The following is an 18,149-nucleotide window of genomic DNA, read 5'->3' as shown; positions in this document are numbered from 1 at the left end:
TATAGTGCCCATTCGAACCGATGAGAGGGCTGAAGATGTCTGATTGCGAAGCTGTCGTCATACTCTGTACCGCACCCGATGAAGCCAGCGCCCAGGAATTGGCGGCGCGGGTCTTGGGCGATAAGCTGGCGGCCTGCGCCACGCTGCTGCCCGGCGCCACCTCGCTGTATTACTGGGAAGGGAAGCTGGAACAGGAATACGAGGTGCAGATGCTGTTCAAAAGCGATCGCCACCGTCAGCAGGCCCTGCTCGACACCCTGAAACAACATCACCCTTACCAGACGCCTGAGCTGCTGGTCTTGCCGGTGATAGCCGGAGATAAAGACTACCTGTCATGGATCAACGCTTCATTAAACTGATTTTGCTGCTGGGCAGCCTGTTCTTCCTGCCGCAGGCGGCGCAGGCTTCACTGTTCGCACCGACGGGCGGCAGCCAGTTCGTGCCCGTCGATCGGGCCTTCGCTTTCGATTTCAAACAGCAAGGCAACCAGGTAACGCTGAACTGGCAGATCCGCCCCGGCTATTACCTGTATCGTCAGCAGATCAAACTGGTGCCACAGCAGGCGACGCTCGGCGCCTTTACCCTGCCGGAAGGATTGAGCCACAAGGACGAGTTCTTCGGCGAAGTCGCCATCTTCAAGCAGCAGCTTAATCTGCAGGTGCCGCTGCAACAGGCGGCGGCCAACGCCAACCTCAGCGTCACCTATCAGGGTTGCGCCGAGGCCGGCTTCTGCTATCCGCCGGAAACCCGGGTCATCCCGCTGGATGCCGTCAGCGCAGGCGCTACCGCTCCGCTCCCGGCCGCAGCACCGGCTGAAGCGCCCGCCGCACCGGCCAGCCTGCCGTTTTCGCCGCTGTGGGCGCTGCTGATCGGCATCGGCATCGCCTTCACGCCGTGCGTGCTGCCGATGTACCCGCTGATCTCCGGCATCATTCTCGGCCGTGACCGGCCACAAAGCAGCGGCCGCATTCTGGCGCTGGCGGTGGTTTACGTGCAGGGCATGGCGCTGACCTATACCCTGCTCGGGTTGGTGGTGGCCGCCGCCGGCCTGCAGTTCCAGGCGGCGCTGCAACATCCTTATGTCTTGATCGGCCTGTCGGTGCTGTTCATCGCCCTGGCGCTGTCGATGTTCGGCCTCTATTCCCTGCAGCTGCCTTCCGCACTGCAAACCCGGCTGGCTAACTGGAGCAACACCCAGCGCGGCGGCTCGCTGACCGGCGTGTTCCTGATGGGCGCCCTGGCCGGGCTGATTTGCTCGCCCTGCACCACCGCGCCGCTCAGCGCCATCCTGCTGTATATCGCCCAGAGCGGCAATCTGTGGGCCGGCGGCGGCACGCTGTACCTGTACGCGCTGGGGATGGGCATTCCGCTGGTGATCGTCACCCTGTTCGGCAACCGCCTGCTGCCGCGCAGCGGCCCGTGGATGCAGTACGTGAAAGAGGCCTTCGGCTTCGTCATTCTGGCGCTGCCGGTGTTCCTGCTGGAGCGAGTGATCGGCGATCTGTGGGGCATGCGTTTGTGGAGCCTGCTCGGCCTGGCGTTCTTCGGCTGGGCCTTCGCCCTGAGCCTGAGAAGCGCGCGCGGCTGGGCTCGCGCCTTGCAACTGCTGCTGCTGGCGGCGGCGGTGATCGCCGCGCGGCCGCTGCAGGACTGGGCTTTCGGCGCAGACCAGGCGCAGCAGGCCGCTCAGCCGCACCTGGCCTTTACCCGCATCAACAACGTCGCACAGCTCGATCTGGCGCTGCAACAGGCGCGGGGCAAGCCGGTGATGCTCGATCTGTACGCCGACTGGTGCGTAGCCTGTAAAGAGTTCGAGAAATACACCTTCAGCGATGCGGCGGTGCAGGCGAGCCTGGGCAACGCGGTGCTGCTGCAGGCGGATGTGACCGCCAACAGCGCGGAACAGGCGGCGCTGCTGAAGCACCTGCAGGTGCTGGGGCTGCCGACGATCCTGTTCTTCGATCCGGCGGGCCAGGAACTGACGGCGCAGCGGGTCACCGGTTTTATGAAGGCGGAAGCCTTCAACGCGCATTTGCAGAAAGTGATGCGATAAATGACACTGAAGATCGGAAGCGAATGGGAGGAAGCACAAGTGCAACGTGAACACGTCCTTGATACCGCGCTGGGCCTGTTGGAACAACAGGGCCTGGCGACCGCCACATTAGAGATGCTGGCGGAAAAACTCGACGTTCAGCCCGGCGATCTCAAACGGTTCTGGCCGGATCGCGAAGCGCTGCTGTACGACTGCCTGCGCTACCACGGCCAACAGATCGACACCTGGCGCCGCCAGCTGCTGCTGGACGAAAATCTGAGCCCGCAGCAAAAGCTGCTGGCGCGCTATGACGTGCTGGCGGAATACGTGCAGCAAGACCGCTATCCCGGCTGCCTGTTTATCGCCGCCTGCAGCTTCTTCCCGGAAACGGACCACCCGATCCACCAGCTGGCGGAGCAGCAAAAGCTGACATCGCTGGAGCTGACCCGCGAATTGCTGCGTGAAATGGACGCCGACGACGCCGACATGGTGGCGCAGCAAATGGAGCTGATTCAGGAAGGCTGCCTGAGCAAACTGCTGGTAAAACGCCAGCTCCAGGACGTATCGGTCGCCAAACGGCTGGCGGAAGACATCTTGCAGGTGGCGCAGTGCCGCCGCAACGGGGCGCTGAGCTGAATCGGCAGAGTTGGTGAAGCCGCCACCCCGAGGCGATAGCCACAACAGGCGCATTTTTTGCGCCCTTTGCCTGAAAAGCCAGCAACCGGACGCATTTTAGCGTCTTTCACGCATAAAGCCGTTGACGGCTTTATGCCAATACGGTTTAATGCTGCCCGTTGCCCGGATAGCTCAGTCGGTAGAGCAGGGGATTGAAAATCCCCGTGTCCTTGGTTCGATTCCGAGTCCGGGCACCATCTTCAGAAGAACCCGCCTATGGCGGGTTTTTCGCTTTCTGGAGTACGGACTCTCCATCGAACTGCGTTCGATTATTCGGCCAAAGGCCTCACCCTGCGGGCCAGCGCTAAAGCGCTGTTCAACGCGGCGCCAGCGCCGGTTGTCCGAGCCCGGGCACCCTATTTAGAGAACCCAGCCTATGGCTGGGTTTTTGCTTTTCAGAGACAGAACTCTCCATCCCTCCCATGGCTTTTTCAGGATGCTGCCAGGCGCGGATTGACGAAAAGCAGGCAGACCGCTGCCAGCAGCGACGGCAGCGCGAAAGCCATAAAGTTTTGCTGCAGCGTCAATTCACTATCAATCAATACACCGCCCATGAAGGGCCCCAGAATCGCGCCAATGCGACCAATACCTAACCCCCACCCAAGACCCGTTGAAGTCATGGTTCCAGGATAGAAACGGGCGACATAGGAACTCATCGCGATTTGCGTACCAATAGTGCTTGCACCTGCAATAATCAGCAGCGAATACAGGATGTACACCGGCGTCTGAGTACCCAACAACACTAAAGTGGCGGCACCCAGCAAAAAATACCCAATAAGAATACGTCTTCCATTCATTCGGTCCATCAGCCAGCAACTGCTCAACGCCCCGACAATGGTGCCCAGATGCAGCGCAAACAGGAACGACAGGCTGGAGCCTAATGGATAGCCAGCCTGCAACATCAACTTAGGCAACCAGGAGGTCATGCCGTAGATGACAAACAGCGACATGAAGAAAACCAGCCAGAACATCAACGTACTTAAGCCTCTGCGTTCAGCAAACAGATCCTTCAGGGTCGCCTTTCCCGCTTTTATACCTGCCGAGGAAGAGCTGATAAACTTCGTACCGGGTTGATGGATATAGTCTGGCGCGATCTTTTCCAAAAGGCGTTTTAAACGGTCATGCTGTTCGGTTTTCACTAGAAATGCCGCCGATTCGGGCAGGTGGCTTAACATCCACGGCAAAACAATGAGTGGCAAAGCGGCAATATAAAATATAGATTGCCACCCCGCGACCGGGATCAAATAAATGCCTGACAGCGCCGCGAGCATGCCGCCGATGGAATAACCGCTAAACATCAGCCCAACCATCAGGCTCCGCTTACTTTTAGGTGAATATTCGCTGGTGAGGGCCGTAACGCTGGGCATAACGCCTCCCAGCCCCATGCCGGCGATAAAACGACACCAGCCGAATTGGCCGGCATTAACGCTAAAGCCGCAAAGAAAAGTAAATAAGCTAAAGGTGATAATACACAAACTAATGGTTTTCTTCCTTCCTATTTTATCTGAGAGCGGACCCAATAAAATCGCGCCGAGCATCATGCCTACTAAGGTATAACTGCCCAGCAGACCCGCCTGAGCCGCAGTGATGCCCCAGTTCACCATGAGCTCAGGCAGGACCACACCCAGTACAGCAAGATCGAAACCGTCAAAAACAATAATAAAAGCGCACCATAACACCGTAAGTCGGTGCATATTATTCAGTTTCGCATTATCTATTATTGGATTGATATCCACGACACAAATATTAGCCTGAGACATATGCCCTCCTGAAAATGAAATCAGCACCAACCATAAATATCAGAGCAAACAACCAATAACAGGTTGAGCTTATGTATTTCACTTATATAGACGAATTGAATTCAGCTAAAAAACTTATTCTTTAATAAAAAGAAAAAACCACCTATGATGAGTGGCCAATACATATTTTATTTTCATCCGCGACGATATCGCTCATGGGCGCGCTCGTCTAACACCCATTTTGCATCGTATTGATACCTTAAAGGCATAATCGTGGAGCTGCGTCATTTACGCTATTTTATCGCCGTCGCGGAAGAGCAGAATTTCAGCCGGGCGGCTGAGCGGCTGCATATCAGCCAACCGCCGCTCAGCCGGCAAATTCAGCAGTTGGAGGCGAGCCTGGGGGTGAGGCTGTTTAAACGCGGCTCGCGTCCGCTGGTGCTGACCGCGGCCGGGCGCTTTCTCTATGGGCACGCACTGCAATTCCTGGCGCAAAGTCTCGAATTGAAGACCATGACCCAGCGCGTGGGGCAAGTAGAGCGCCCGCTATCGCTCGGTTTTGTCGCCTCAACGCTCTATGACATCCTGCCGCAGCTGATTCGCCGTTTCCGAACCGCTCACCCCGAAGTGGGTCTGAGCCTGCATGAAATGACCACTCTGGAACAGACCCGGGCGCTCAAGGAAGGGAAAATCGATGTAGGATTCGGCCGCATTCGCCATGAAGACATGCATATACGCCGCATTATCCTGCGAGAAGAGCCTCTGATGGCGGCCTTAGCGGCCGATCACCCGCTGGCGCGTTCGGAGGGATTAACGCTGCGCGCCCTACAGGCGGAAACGCTGATCGTTTACCCGCAAACGCCGCGCCCAAGCTTTGCCGATCAGGTGCTGGCGACCTTTCGCGATCGTGCGTTAGTCCCCAGAAAAATCATGGAGGTGCGGGAACTGCAGGTCGCATTGGGGCTGGTCGCCGCAGGTGAAGGCATCGCGTTGGTTCCCCACTGCCTGCACAGCCTGAAGCGCCCAGACGTGGTCTACAACGTATTGAACGAACAGCGCCTGGTTTCCCCGATCATCATGAGCATCCGACAGTTGGATGAATCTGAAGATATCAAGACACTGTTGCGGATGATTTACACCCTGTATGACGAACAAGGCATTGCCTACATCAAGCCTGAACGGCAAGATTGAGATACCTATGGCGGGCAAAACGAAGAAAAAGCCCGCCATAGTCGTGGCGGGCTTGACTACATACACTCCTTATTGGCAAATCGAAGCGTATTTCTTCATAAACGGGCTGGCGCAAATTGACGCGTAAATGTCTTTTTGCAGTTGGCTGGCGCTAGAATCCGGCTTTTGCGAACCGCCAACGTTTACACCGGTGCCATTGTTGCCGTTAGTGCTGCCGTTAATGCTCACGTCAACGGAAGTTCCGCTGCCGCTATTGCCATTGAGACCGCCTTCAATCACCAGCCCTGCCTGCGCCAGCTGCGAACACATCAGCAGTGTGCAACCCAGCAATGCGATTTTTTTTCTCATAATGTCCTTCTCCTTGTTTATTGAATTATCCATTTGTATTTATTTCCCTGTGCTGCAGACCCTGTACCGATTTCCTGTTGCGGCTAACGCCCTCTTTCACCTATCGCCAATCGCCTTTTCTTCATTCGCTGATCGTGTTTGAAAAACGCATATAAACTCAGAAAAAACAAAAAAACCGCCAGATAAAAAAGATCCAATTTACCTTCCCTGGGTACATCTCGGCACCACACAAATATAATATTCACCTGATAAATGGCCTTTCAGAACTCATAAGCCATCTCGCGTTATGAGCCAAAAAAAGCAGGATTCACTCCTGCTTATCGATAAGAAATCATTAGAAAATCCCTAGCAGACTCGCCCACTGCCGGGTAGCAGTCTAATTAGAACTTGAAACAACAGAGAGCACTAGGGTAACAACAAATAAGCAATAGACCATCCCTAATCAAGGTTAGGAATACTCTTCCCTTCAGGATACTCTCTGTAAATTAGGTAAAGCATTAAGATTACTTTTTCATTGAATGGATACCACAATTGTAGCGCTCCCTTGAAAATCACCCACTTCACCAGAGTAATTAGCCAGCGTTGAGATTAAATTGACTTTCGTACCGGCCGGCCCGGCGTCAATAAGGGCACCTTTTGAAAAGGGTCGCCCGTTGATCGTTACGATGCTACGGAAGTTACTGGCTTTACTCAGGCTAATAAAGTCAGTGGCATTCGCTTCTGCTGCGACAATACGCACCGGAAAAGTTTCATTGCACCAAACGGTAATCTGTGCCGAAGCCTGGCTGCCGTTAACTTTGTCTGGCGCAACCAATCCATGTCGAATCTCTACCTGGGGTTCGCGAATATTACACTGAGTAGGGAGCACAACAGGCGCATCGCAAGCCGGATAGTGATTTGCATCTAAGGCGCCGCCAGGAATAGAACCTTTTATCACTGCATGGTCAGAGTATTGCAAGTAAGTACACAGTCCCCAACCGCTAGTTGAGTTAACGATATATCGAGGCGAATTCGGTCCGACCCACCCTTTTTGTTGAGCCCTCAGAGCCAATTCGCCAAGCGTTTTGCTGTCTCTAATCCAACCGTCCCCGTAATCACCAAATACATAAACATCATAGCCATCTCCCCACCAAGGCAACCTATACCGCAGATGGAGCGCGCAGCTGGTACAACCGTACATAGGGTTAGGCCTGAGATCATTGGTATCCCATTGCTTAATATAAACGCTCCAGATCCCCTGAACAGCCGGCCCCTGCCCTGGTGAATGTGTGGGTATAAGCTCCACTTCTGCCGCCGTTTTCCAATCAGCTACGGCGCTGATTGGAAAAAATAGCAAGGCTGCCACTTTCAGCGCCAGTATAAATCGCAACTTAATGCTGTCCTTTAACATCATCGTGCTCCAATATCAAAAACCAACCACCCCATGCGGTTATTAACAAGATATCTCAGATCGGTACTATTTCCCAATACCCGACCACAAATAGAAAGAGCCGCGGATGAAAAACAGAAATGAAAAATATCAACTTTCAGTATATTCATCACTATGAAGCAATAACCAATAAATAAACTCATGATGCCGAGTTAACATTAACTTTCTCATTATCGAGCGTTTATGGCTATGAATCGTCTTGACGCTTAACCCCAGCAACCTGGCAGTATGGGATTGATCGAATCCATTACGAAGATAACCGACCACCTGCCGCTCTCTGCCGGTTAAGATTTGCCGCTTAGCGGTAGCCGCGAACGCAGAACCGGACAATGCTTCAGACAATAACTCAAACAGCTTGCTCTGATTATCTGTTCGGTACAGCACGCCAGAGATCCCCCTCGCAGCTAAAACAGGCCGTTCCTTAACGGTAAGGATAAACGGTGCGCCTGAAAGATTCGCCCTGCGCCAGCGCTGCGCACGCCGCAGAGAAGAAGCAACAACCATGTCGGTATGCCCCTCACCGTCCGGTGATAAAAAATTGACGGATTTATTGCGATGCTGCGCATACTTTTCAATACTGAGTCGAAGCCCCTCAGCAAAATAGCGATTCTCATCATCTATTACGATATTAAATGTTCCCATGCAACACCTCTTGTCGGCCATGATAATTCTATTCCATACAGAATTGGCATTCTGCTCGGCCTGTTTTAAAGTTTTCCACCGGATATATTACGATAATTATTCTACTCGTATCGCTTACAGTCTATTATTCGTAATCAAGTAAAAATGTAGCCGTACTGACAAATTCTCCTCTGGCGATACTCTTGTTTTTAATAGCCTCAGGCTCACCACGCACATAAGCTTTAAGCGTAATTCTATTGCTCCCTTCCTGTAGTCGCAGTTTCCCCGAAGGCTGATTCAAGGGTAATAGCTCACCTGAAACATTCTCCAGGCCAATGGCGATGCCGCTCGCACCACCGCTACTGATAGCCAGCAACCCCGGCAGCGCAACGCTTTCCGTACCGCTGAAGGAAACGCTTACCGTTTCGCCAAGGCTGAGATCGCACTCCGTCAGCTGTATGGAAAACTCTTTCCCCGCCGTACGCTGATTGAGATAAAGATATTTATCAATCACCGTGCCAAAATCCAGCTCGATATTTTCCTCTCCAGGGGGAATCACGCAAGGCTCCGCCACCAGCTCGCCACGGTAGTTAACCGCCACCGTAGGCGGGGCTCCCCAACCGGTGTGGCTCATACACAGCAGAGCCATCGCTAACGCTGTCTTTTTCATCCCTTCCTCCTGGTTGATATCGTATAAAAACGCTTATATCCGCGATGTGCACAGTCATAATCAAGATCGAGTGATGCCCTCTCCTCCGTCACAAATGCTCATCACCAGCCATATATTTGTCCGATTCGCCAGGCAATTAATTAAAAAATCGGAAACATTACTACTCGCAAATGCCACTCTCAGATTTACAAGCACACTGTTGCTTCGCCACATATATCTGTTCAACCAGGTCGTCACGCAGTACCGCGATAACGACGCGGCACAGAGGGAGAGATATCTCGTTACCTATCGGTCTCCAAAATATTCTAGCCTATGGACACCTAACGTATTTATAGCAGCGCCTTGTGTGGCAAGGTAAGCAGCACCTTTAAACTCCATTATAGAAATATCAGTGCTTCTGTTTCTTATGAAAGTCACGCTAAAAATATCCATACCGATTACGGTAAAGAAACAATGATCGCTTTAGAGCCCTGAAATACCCCAATACTGCCATCATACCCCATCAGCGTGGAGCTTAAGGTTAACGTCACCCCTTGCGGCGTTGCCTGAACGACTTTCCCTTCACCTAAATCCTCGCCATCTATTTTCAGTTCACTCCGGAACTGTTTCCCACCATTAAAGTAAACGCTGCCGACTCTGTCTGCCGACATAATTCGCACCGGAAATTTGGAACTGCACGTCACATGCAGCGAGGTGCTGACAGTCTGACCATTCACCTCCTCGTCGCGCAGCACGCCATGGCGCAGCTCAATCTCTTTTTCCGCCAGGTCACAATAGGAGGGATCGACCACCGGCGGAACACATTGCATCCCTCCAGGAAAACGAGCTGGCCCATAGCTTCCGTTTCCGCCAGAAATCTTCCCCCAATAGCCAAAAAAGACACATACATCTCGGGCAGGAAAGCCTTGTCGACTATAGAACTCCCTATTAAAGAATCCTGAATTAGCAAAGCTTTGCGCCAGTTCCCCCATGGTCTTGCTGGTCGTGAGTCCTGGGAAACTCACTTCGTTCATGGGAGAACCCGTCGTCCCAGCGGCTACTACCCAAAAGGTGACGCTACATAGATAAGAGCAACCATACAGCGGATTCGGCGTGACATCGCCAATATCCCAGTAAGTGACTTTGGCAAAATACTGTTTTTCTCTGGGTGAATATCGAATGTCAGAACTCCACCCCGCCCAAGCGCCGGAAGTATATAAGAGCAGTAATATAAAAAAACTTCTTACTATATTTGATCTGGTTAACGTGTTAACCATGATATTGAGCCTCGTTCACTGAATCTATTAAGCATATGAGGCCTGAGTCCGCTACCGAGGATATCAATTTCAGGCAACCATAGTCACACCGGCACAAGCATCTTGCTCTCTTTCCCGTCATTTACCCTCGCGCAGTTAACAGCGGCGAACTCACTCATATTTAAGCAGGAACGATGCGGAAGCATTGAACGCACCCGGCACCAGCTCCGTATTCACTTTCCGGACAGGCACCACCTGGAAATTAAGATCCATATCAGCCAGACCGTTAATCGCACCGCCGACGCCAAGATCAACAAAAGCGCCATTTTTTTTCCACTGCGCCTTAATCCCCAACCCCTTGACGTTAGTGGCCAACGCCGCCGTATCAAAACTACTGGGTTGACCGACATAGTAAATCTTATAGGCAACATCGAATTCCGCCGGGCAACTCACCTTCACCGAAAACGACTTCTTGTAACGCTCCCCATCGATTTTATTAACGCCCACCGTTTCAAAATCCACGTTTATCGGTTGCCCATCATTGAGCTCACAGGGTACATCCTCGCGTAGCGTCCCTTTGAAACTCATGTTTTCCACTGCTATCCCCTCTCGAGCAGTGATACCCAATAGGATGAGGCAAACTATGCCAAGCTTTTTCATCGTTGCCTCTCCTCTATTGATAGGCTAGCAGCAGGGTGGCGCCGGCAGTAAAGTCACCGCCGGGCAGCTTCGCATTCGCTCTTTTTACCGGAACGGCCTCTAATGGCGGAGCCTGACTACCCGAGTAGGTGAACTTCAGCCAGCTATTAATGGGCAATGGCTTCCCATCAGAACGAAACGCCACCCCGAAGTCGCTGATATTAGTCCGCAGCGCGGAAGCATCGAACGCGGTCGCACCGCCTTGGATTTTCATCTGCATGGCATTGGACTTAATGCCCGAACATTTCAGCGTATAATCAACCGATTTCTTATAATTGTTGCCATCCACCTTGACCGTCAGGATCTCGCCGAAGTCCACTTCGATGGTTTTATTGTCGTTAATCACGCAAGACGGTGTTTCCAGTACGGTGACGCTGACCGTTACAGTGGTCGCCGCATTGGCCAATGGTGACATTCCCATACAGAGAAGACACATCGCCGCATTGCGCCAAAGGCTGCAACTACCGGCCGGGTTGAATATGTGCGCCATACTTCTCAACTCCTTAGTCATAGCTCAGGCTAAAATCCACCGTGGCGCGATAGGCTCCGGCCGCCAGACGGGCCGCCGTGCGTTCCGGCGCCACGCTATAGCTCAAGGTATTCTGCCCCGGCGTCAGCAGCAGCGGTTCCCCGCGGCTGCCCAGCCGCACATCCTGTCCACGGCTGTCGGTAAGACGCAATCCCAACCCGGCAACACCCTGAGCCCTGACCAGCTGCGGATTATCCGCATCCTGCCCGGCGCGGAAAGTGACCGTTACCGCCGGTTGATCATTGGCCCAGGTTAAGGCGCCGGTACGTGAATCCCGGCTGCCGGCCGGGCTGCGCAGGCAGTCTCTCAGCCGTAACTCAAAGGCTACCGGCGCGCCGCGGTCACCAATATTCTGCAGGTGCCCGGTGCCGATCTCCCCCAGGCTGATAACCTGCCAGGCGCTTTCCATCTCCAGCCGACAGGCGCTCTCCGTTAGCGCACCGCGCACCTGCAGCACGCCATTGGCGCCGTCTGTGTACCAGTTATCCGCCACCTGCCCTTGCGCAGCCGGCATCAGCCACAGCATCGCCCCGAGGGTGAGGGGCACCATCAGCGCCAGCCCGCCCAAGGTGCCGTAATACCGACAGTCGTGACGCTCCGGCAGGTGTTTTCTCAGTTTCTCGCTCATCCATTGCATCTTTATTCCTCCCGATGACCCGCCGCAGCCGGTGGTGTTACGACTTGCTCTTTTCCGGCACGACCTGGCAGGCGCTGCCGCTGCAGTTAAAGCTCAGCTGCGGGCGACCGCCGTAGTCGTTGATATAGGTCAACACCGGGCCGTTACCCAACGTGCTGGCGTTGACGCCGAGCGGCGCACTGCTCTTCGGCGGCACCATCAACGGCTCGAAACCTTGCACGCCAGCCACGCCTTTCCTGGCCCCTGCGTCCACCAAAGTGACGTAATAAGGCGTCGGGTTATTCACCACATACTTGTCGCCCTGTTTGCTCAGCGTCAGCTGCTCTTGCCATGGCGCGGCATTCTGCTGCGGTGCAATCGCCGACGGGCGATAGAACAGCTTGATGCGCGTCTGCAGCGCAATCTGCAGCGTATTCGGCTTGTCGCTCTTCGGCGGGATCTCACGCAGGTTGAAGTAGTAGAGCGATTCCCTGTCCTGCGGCAGCTGTTTGGTCGCCGGCAGCGCCTGGATCTTCACCTGGCTCGGCTTGCCCGGCTCCACGCGCTGCACCGGCGGCAACACGGCCAGAGGGCTCTGGATCTTGTTGCCCTTTTCGTCCTCCAGCCAGCCCTGCGCCAGGTATGGCAACTGCTTGTTCTGGTTGCTGATATTCAGGCTGACAGACTTTTCGCTGCCGTCGAAGATCACCCGGGTGCGATCCAGCGCGATAGCGGCCTGCGCCTGCGGCGCCAGCAGCGCGCCCAACAGCGCGGCGGCCAGCAATTGATGTTTGCTCATGGTAAAGTTCTTTTTCATACGTTTATCACTCTTACAGATTCAAATAGGGTGTTCGCGTTCATTACGCCTCTGGCTCATTGGCCGGCAACGCCCGGCACGGCAGCAGCAGGTTGCTCATCATGTCAGCCGGCAACGCTTGCGGCAGGCTGATGGCGCACTGCGCCGCGCCGTTCCAGTGCACGGTCATGCTTTCACCTGGCCGGATGCCGCTCAGGTAGACGCTGCCGCCGTCGTTCACAATCCCTGTATCCTGTTTGCTGGCGTTCATCACCGTGGCGCCGAACGGCGGCGTGCTGCCGTCCGCCAGCCGGATAACCGCCATCGCCTTCTCCCCGGCGAGCACATCAAACTTGCGATAACCGATTGCGCCTTCGGTCAGGGTGGCCTGCACCACCGATTTGGTGGCCTCGGCGTTATCCCCCAGTTGGTTCAGATCGATGCTGGCCTTGTTGCGGTAGTAGCTGTTAACGTCCGTCACCACCGCCTTGCCCCAGCGGTTGGTATCTACGGTGCTGCCGTAACCGCGCACCGGCACCCCGGCCACGCCGCCGGTATCCAGCAGCAGCCGGGTACTGCCCGACATGCCGATGCGGTGCAGCGCTCCGCCTTCTGCCGTTAAGGTCGCACCGCCCTGCGCGCTGAAGCCCAGCGCGCTGTAGCTGCCCTGCTGATAGCTGGCATTGGCGCTCAACTGGGCCACATCGCCCTCACGGCTGTAATAGCCGCTGAAGTTGGCGCCGTTTCTGGCGCTGCCGACGTTCAGCTGATAGTTGCTATGCTCATCCAACCGATCGTAATACCCCACTCGCTGGCTGCTGTCGTGACGGTTTACCGTCGCGCTGTAGCTAAGGTTGGCTCCCTGGCCCCACGGCAATGACAGCGACAGGTACATGCCGTCGTCGTTGGTGTTTTCGTACTTGTTGCGGTACCCGGTCAACGACAGGCTCAGGTTGCGGAAGCGGCCGATATCGAAATAGCGCGACAGCGTCAGGTTGTAACGGTCATTGGCCGGTCGATCCCAATAGGTCTGGTGGTCATAGTTCAGGTACAGGCTCAGGCCTATATCCCGGAACTGCTGATTAAAGGTGATGGTGTACATCTCCTTGTTGTTGCCCACCCGGCCGCCATAGTAACGCGCGTCCAAATACTCGCTCATGCTCATAAAGTCCTGCTCCGAGAAGCGGTAGCCGGCGAAGGTCACCTGGCTGTCGGTCTCGTCGAAGGTCTTCGAATAGCTCAGGCGGTATGAACCGCCGCTCAGCGTGCCGTCCTGCTGCGGCAGCCGCGCCCGCGACTGGGTGGCGTCGAACGACAGCGCGCCCAGCGCCATCAAATCGCGGCCGATACCCAGCGAAGCCGCGTTGTAATCGCCGCCAAACAGGCCGCCGCCGTACAGCGACCAACCGTTGCTCACCCCCCAGGAAAACTCGCCGGTGCCGAACAGCGGCCCATTGCTGTGGTGCTGCCAGTCTGAAGGCTTGCCCGCCGCCATTTTGAAGCGCCAAGAGCCGGGGCGCGTCAGGTATGGAATGCTGGCGGTGTTCATTTTGAACGCCTGCACGCTGCCGTCTTGCTCTTCCACCCGCACGTCCAGCTCGCCGGAGACCGCCTCGCTGATGTCCTGGATGCGGAACGGCCCCGCCGCCACCTGAGTCTCATAAATCACCCGCCCCTGCTGGCTGATGGTGACTTTGGCGTTGGTTTTCGCCACCCCGACCACTTCCGGGGCATAGCCGCGCAGGTTCGGCGGCAGCATGTTGTCGTCAGACACCAGGCTAACGCCGGTGAAACGGAAGCTGTCGAACAGGCCGGAGTTGAGGTAGTCCTCACCCAGCGTCAGGCGCGAGCGCAGCGCAGAAACGGCCCGATAGGCGTAGTAACGGCTCCAATCCAGCCGCTGATCGGTACCCTGGCCGCTGCCGGTTTGGTGATTAAGCTGCCCCTGCCAGTCAGCGCGCAATCGCCAGGCACCGACGTTGGCGCCGGCGGTGCCGTTGCCGCTCATGCTGTTACTCTGCCCACCGCTCCGCTCCTGGCGCTGAGTCTGGCCGTTAACGTTATAGTCAAACAGCAGGCCCGGAATGCCCTCATCCCAGCGCGACGGCGGATCCCAGTCAGGCGAGGAATATTCCAGATAGGCCTGCGGAATGCTCAAATACAGCGCCGCCGTGGCTAAATCGCCGCGCGCCTCCATGCCCTTCAGGCTGGCGATATCCAGACACTCGTCCTGATGCCACCAACGCAGTCCTTTTGATGCATCCGGTTTCAGCCCCAGCTGTTCCACCAGCGCCGGTGAAATACAGGCCTGGCTGCCCTGAGCATCGTCATCCGGCGGATAAAAACTGACGCTCTGTTCCGGCAATTCATTGTTATTAAGATGAATCACCATGGCATAGGCGCCCGGCATGATATAGCCGCTGCGTGAAAACTGGCTCAGGTCGATATTTTTTCTATCGTTCACGTCCAAGATATCGGTATTAAACTGAATGCCATCCTCGGCTTCTGCCTTTGGCGTTAAATGCGCCAACGCCAGAAATATACCGATACTTAGCGCATGAGGACGAAACAGCTTCCATGCAGGAGAAAAAAACATATCCACGACCCTGTTTATTTAATAGTATTTATCGGCAGAGCTCAGCCTCAGTAATAGTCCATTTTAAAACGCACCGCAGAATAATACTCCCCTGCCTGCAGTGGCTGATTATTAGCGACCAGCCGCATTTGGTAGTTAAGCAGCATTCTTTCCGGCAATATTTCTCGAATGGGCAATGGGTTTCCTGGGTGGGCAATATTTCCTTCTGCATCGACGATTTGCAATCCGATGCCTTTTGCCCCACCATGCATCTCAAATAACTCCCCGTCGGCATCCCCGTCAAAAGTCACCCGAAAACCACTCCAGTCCGGCAATTTACTCTCAGCCCGAGATAAAACACAGTTAATTAGCTCAATGGAGAAATAACGAGCGCCCCCGCTGCCGTCGCGAATAATATCTGCAACCGGTGTGACATCCATATCGATTAGCTGTTCCCGACTGCCGGCGGCAATAGCGCAGGCGGTATTGATAATGGCTCCTTGCATATTGACCTGCCCCCATCCTTGACTGGGGCGAGCGGCCTGAACGTTATCCGCGATTAACATTAAGGACAATAGGCAAGGAAGCATTAATTTTGCAGGAAAATAACTCATTGAATGTTCCCTATTCACAGAATTTCCACCGCTCGAATCCCGGGAAAAGCATGCGGGCAAGCCCGCATGCTGCATTATCACTGCACAACCGGACTTACTGGTAAGCCAAGGTGAAGTCAGCCACGGACTGGAAATCGCCCGGGGTGATAACAGCGTTAGAAGCCTTGTTACCCTGCAGGTAAGCGGAGAAGCTCAGGGTGTTATTGCCATTGCCCAGCGTTTGCGCTGAAGAAGCTTTACCCAGCTCGATCACCTTGCCGGAACCGTCGGTGATGGCAATGCCGGCGCCTTTAGCGGTACCAGTAATGCCCAGCAGCTTAGTGTCCTCTACTGAAGCTGCGCCGGTGAAGGTGATAGCTACAGCATTATTCTTGCCAACGCCATTTACATCGCCTGGGTTCAGGTCGCAGTTTTCCAGCTTAATCTGGAAGTTTTTCGGCGTGGACTGGCCACCGTTTTTCAGCGCCACGTTGGAAACCTGGCCCAGGTTAACGGTCTGGTCTACGGTTTCCGGGGTAATTGAGCAAGGTGCGTCAATGATCGCGCCTTTAAAGGTTACGGTGCCGTGGCCCTGGTCTTTTGCTGCGTGAGCCACAGACGCTACGCCGAAAGCCAATACTGCTGCCATCATGATTTTATTCAGTTTCATATTAAATCCCTTACATTCCTTAGTAAGAAAGAGGTACTCATTGACGTCAATTAGATCAACAATTCACTCTTGATGTTTAACGCGCCGCTTTATTTTGCCGAGCGCAGGTTCTTTCGCTGATACCTGCCTTTCAGCGTTCCGTATCAGTGGCAACAAATTTACCCCGTCCAAATCAAAAATAAAACGTTATATCGCAAAAAGACAAAAACACAGGATTTATTAATGAAAAATACACATTAAATAGATTTAAATACTAAAAAATAGAAATTAAATGACCTTATTTATTTTTTAATACTTATACACTTAGACCCTGGTTAATATAATTATATGGAAAGATGGAAAAATCCTATTGACCATTAATACCAAGGATTGAAAAAACAGCACACAGGTCTCAGAATAATCTCTCGACAGGTAAGTTGACAGGTTAAAAAAATGATTTTCCATATAAATAACAACGTTCTCTATGATGAAGATGAGAACACATTGTCGCATATTGATAATGCGGCGACTAAAATAGTCTTACTTAGACCCAGCGCCAGGCTGTTATCACTGTTCATCCGTAACAATAATGTGTTATTAATGCGTGAAAGGTTGCTTAATGATGTCTGGGTTGAGCATGGCCTTAAGGCCTCGAACAACAATCTGAATAACTATGTATCAGGGTTGCGCAAATCGCTGGCGCAGTTCGGCGAAGAGGCGCTTATTGTTACCTATCCGCGTCAGGGGTTTAAGTTCACCGCAGATATCATTCATGAAGTAAATAACAATGAGGAGGTGAAAAAACCGGAAAACAATCCAGAAGGAGATATTGAAGTCAGTAAGATGACTAAGAAAGAAGCGCGGCATAATGGCGTCAATAGCCCATTCAGGCGCCTTCTGCTGGCATTTTTAGCCTGCCTGGTGCCGTTTGCCGCTATCGTGCTTTATCAAAACGCCACCCGTATCAGCATGTATCCTTTGGGCGACTACGAGCGCTGCCAAATATACAGCATGAATTCGGGGAGCGGCCACTTATCCGAAATCAAGCGATTTATCCAGCGCGCTGGTTTTAATTGTAGAAGTAAAGCTGACGTGTATTACTATGATAACATTCGTGATGAAGCGTCGCAGAAGGGCAAAGAGCTGTTAACCTTCTGCCCGCGAGAAAAAAGCAGCCCGTGTATCTACAATTATATCGACAAAGAATAGCATTGGCATTGCAAGATGTTACCTTACCAGGCCATCTCACTCTCAGGATCCCCTTGCCCTAGCCAAGGGGATTCATCTTAGGGTGTAGCACACACAAATAACGGCGCATGGTTATCGGCAAACAAGAAATGCCGGCTATCAATTTGCTCGATACGCCAGTGTATTTGCATACCTTCCACCGGTAACCGCCGATTAAAATCCTCAAGCCTTATCGAGTCATGCGGTTTCTTGATATTTTCCTTCACCCACAGCGTATAGTTATTGCCCTGCCGCCGATAATCCATAACCAGAGTGCGTGAGATAACATAGTGATCCTTGCCATCATAGGCTCTGCCGTTCAACAATATGTTGATGCGCCGCGGGCCATCGGGAACCACATTTATCAGAACAATGCGTCCAATGCTGCGGCCGGCAATGTTGTCAGTTACATGTTCAACCGCCCGGCACTCCGGGATTTGCGGTCTGAAAAATAAAAAGTAACCGGCAACGGCGCAGCCCCCCATAGCCAGTAACGCCGCAATCGCGTAACCATATCGTTTCATC

General features: G+C 53.7%; 19 protein-coding genes and 1 tRNA gene. 6 read left to right on the top strand and 14 right to left on the bottom strand.

Annotated elements, in window-relative coordinates; all coding sequences use genetic code 11:
- Positions 1-35 precede the first annotated feature (35 nt).
- The 4 genes from cutA to WFM45_RS18305 all read left to right on the top strand — a co-directional run bounded on the left by cutA (position 36) and on the right by WFM45_RS18305 (position 2,904).
- Positions 36-359 carry a divalent cation tolerance protein CutA gene (cutA, locus tag WFM45_RS18320; protein WP_085337533.1) on the top strand — a complete coding sequence of 108 codons (324 nt, stop codon included), beginning with the start codon at positions 36-38 and terminating at the stop codon, positions 357-359.
- On the top strand, positions 335-2,053 hold the full coding sequence (locus tag WFM45_RS18315; RefSeq protein ID WP_336956747.1) for a protein-disulfide reductase DsbD: 1,719 nt from the start codon (positions 335-337) through the stop codon (positions 2,051-2,053). The genes cutA and WFM45_RS18315 overlap by 25 nt, the downstream gene beginning before the upstream one ends.
- Positions 2,054-2,092: 39 nt before the next feature.
- A complete protein-coding gene (dicD, locus tag WFM45_RS18310; RefSeq protein WP_016929381.1) occupies positions 2,093-2,668 on the top strand; it encodes a division control transcriptional repressor DicD in 576 nt (191 codons plus the stop codon).
- A 160-nt stretch (positions 2,669-2,828) separates the two neighbouring features.
- A tRNA-Phe gene (locus tag WFM45_RS18305) sits at positions 2,829-2,904 on the top strand.
- Positions 2,905-3,138: 234 nt separating this feature from the next.
- On the opposite strand, the gene WFM45_RS18300 is transcribed toward WFM45_RS18305, so the two are convergent.
- Positions 3,139-4,467 carry an MFS transporter gene (locus WFM45_RS18300; RefSeq protein WP_060558254.1) on the bottom strand — a complete coding sequence of 443 codons (1,329 nt, stop codon included), beginning with the start codon at positions 4,465-4,467 and terminating at the stop codon, positions 3,139-3,141.
- Positions 4,468-4,719: 252 nt separating this feature from the next.
- On the opposite strand from WFM45_RS18300, the gene WFM45_RS18295 reads away from it, so the two are divergent.
- Positions 4,720-5,637 carry a LysR family transcriptional regulator gene (locus WFM45_RS18295; protein ID WP_134942512.1) on the top strand — a complete coding sequence of 306 codons (918 nt, stop codon included), beginning with the start codon at positions 4,720-4,722 and terminating at the stop codon, positions 5,635-5,637.
- A gap of 69 nt (positions 5,638-5,706) precedes the next feature.
- Here WFM45_RS18295 and WFM45_RS18290 read toward each other — a convergent pair whose 3' ends face one another.
- The 12 genes from WFM45_RS18290 to WFM45_RS18235 form a co-directional block, all read right to left on the bottom strand.
- Positions 5,707-6,018, bottom strand: coding sequence for a hypothetical protein (locus tag WFM45_RS18290; protein ID WP_336956741.1), 312 nt, complete (start codon positions 6,016-6,018; stop codon positions 5,707-5,709).
- 478 nt (positions 6,019-6,496) lie between these two features.
- Positions 6,497-7,375 (bottom strand): MrpH family fimbial adhesin, encoded by an 879-nt coding sequence (locus tag WFM45_RS18285; protein ID WP_139831036.1) that lies wholly within the window; start codon positions 7,373-7,375, stop codon positions 6,497-6,499.
- A 129-nt stretch (positions 7,376-7,504) separates the two neighbouring features.
- Positions 7,505-8,056, bottom strand: a complete 552-nt coding sequence (locus WFM45_RS18280; RefSeq protein WP_336956737.1) for a helix-turn-helix transcriptional regulator — start codon at positions 8,054-8,056, stop codon at positions 7,505-7,507.
- Positions 8,057-8,180: 124 nt separating this feature from the next.
- A complete protein-coding gene (locus tag WFM45_RS18275; protein ID WP_060558248.1) occupies positions 8,181-8,705 on the bottom strand; it encodes a fimbrial protein in 525 nt (174 codons plus the stop codon).
- A gap of 437 nt (positions 8,706-9,142) precedes the next feature.
- Positions 9,143-9,961, bottom strand: coding sequence for an MrpH family fimbial adhesin (locus tag WFM45_RS18270; RefSeq protein WP_336956735.1), 819 nt, complete (start codon positions 9,959-9,961; stop codon positions 9,143-9,145).
- Between the two features lie 150 nt (positions 9,962-10,111).
- Positions 10,112-10,600 carry a fimbrial protein gene (locus WFM45_RS18265; RefSeq protein ID WP_336956733.1) on the bottom strand — a complete coding sequence of 163 codons (489 nt, stop codon included), beginning with the start codon at positions 10,598-10,600 and terminating at the stop codon, positions 10,112-10,114.
- Between the two features lie 13 nt (positions 10,601-10,613).
- On the bottom strand, positions 10,614-11,129 hold the full coding sequence (locus WFM45_RS18260; RefSeq protein ID WP_336956731.1) for a fimbrial protein: 516 nt from the start codon (positions 11,127-11,129) through the stop codon (positions 10,614-10,616).
- A gap of 13 nt (positions 11,130-11,142) precedes the next feature.
- Positions 11,143-11,805 (bottom strand): fimbrial protein, encoded by a 663-nt coding sequence (locus WFM45_RS18255; RefSeq protein ID WP_336956729.1) that lies wholly within the window; start codon positions 11,803-11,805, stop codon positions 11,143-11,145.
- Positions 11,806-11,842: 37 nt separating this feature from the next.
- Complete coding sequence (locus WFM45_RS18250; protein WP_336956727.1) at positions 11,843-12,601, bottom strand: fimbria/pilus periplasmic chaperone; 759 nt, start codon at positions 12,599-12,601, stop codon at positions 11,843-11,845.
- A gap of 43 nt (positions 12,602-12,644) precedes the next feature.
- Positions 12,645-15,176, bottom strand: a complete 2,532-nt coding sequence (locus WFM45_RS18245; RefSeq protein ID WP_336956725.1) for an outer membrane usher protein — start codon at positions 15,174-15,176, stop codon at positions 12,645-12,647.
- Positions 15,177-15,223: 47 nt separating this feature from the next.
- Positions 15,224-15,769, bottom strand: a complete 546-nt coding sequence (locus WFM45_RS18240; RefSeq protein ID WP_033631559.1) for a fimbrial protein — start codon at positions 15,767-15,769, stop codon at positions 15,224-15,226.
- Between the two features lie 94 nt (positions 15,770-15,863).
- On the bottom strand, positions 15,864-16,418 hold the full coding sequence (locus WFM45_RS18235) for a fimbrial protein (RefSeq protein WP_085337544.1): 555 nt from the start codon (positions 16,416-16,418) through the stop codon (positions 15,864-15,866).
- A gap of 432 nt (positions 16,419-16,850) precedes the next feature.
- Between WFM45_RS18235 and WFM45_RS18230 the strand changes: the two genes are divergently transcribed.
- Complete coding sequence (locus WFM45_RS18230; RefSeq protein ID WP_085337545.1) at positions 16,851-17,606, top strand: winged helix-turn-helix domain-containing protein; 756 nt, start codon at positions 16,851-16,853, stop codon at positions 17,604-17,606.
- A 77-nt stretch (positions 17,607-17,683) separates the two neighbouring features.
- Here WFM45_RS18230 and WFM45_RS18225 read toward each other — a convergent pair whose 3' ends face one another.
- Positions 17,684-18,148, bottom strand: a complete 465-nt coding sequence (locus tag WFM45_RS18225) for a hypothetical protein (RefSeq protein ID WP_060558240.1) — start codon at positions 18,146-18,148, stop codon at positions 17,684-17,686.
- Position 18,149: the final 1 nt, after the last annotated feature.

Source organism: Serratia sp. KG1D (genome assembly GCF_037150675.1).
Classification (GTDB): domain Bacteria; phylum Pseudomonadota; class Gammaproteobacteria; order Enterobacterales; family Enterobacteriaceae; genus Serratia; species Serratia nematodiphila.
This window is presented reverse-complemented; position numbering and strand designations above follow the sequence as displayed.